Raw genomic sequence first — 214 nt, forward strand, 5'->3', positions numbered from 1 at the left:
CGAGAAGTCCTGACGGATCTGCACGATCGACAGGTTCGAACCCAGGGCGGAAGCCTGCGTGCGCAGCAAGGTCGAGGCGCTGCTCAGGCTGGCGACGACCTTGTTGGTCGCGGCGTTGTCGATGAAGTCGGTGCCGCTGGTCAGGGCCGCCAGGCCGAGGCCCGCGGCGTTGAAGTTGACGCCGGTAATGCTCAGCGTCGACTTGCCGGTCTCG

At 66.4% G+C, this 214-nt stretch carries 1 pseudogene; it reads right to left on the reverse strand.

Annotation, left to right across the window (positions count from 1 at the left end):
- Positions 1 to 214, reverse strand: a pseudogene (locus CQ14_RS45810) (flagellin); the annotation flags it as partial.

The organism is Bradyrhizobium lablabi (genome assembly GCF_001440475.1).
In the GTDB taxonomy this organism is placed as follows: Bacteria; Pseudomonadota; Alphaproteobacteria; order Rhizobiales; family Xanthobacteraceae; genus Bradyrhizobium; species Bradyrhizobium lablabi.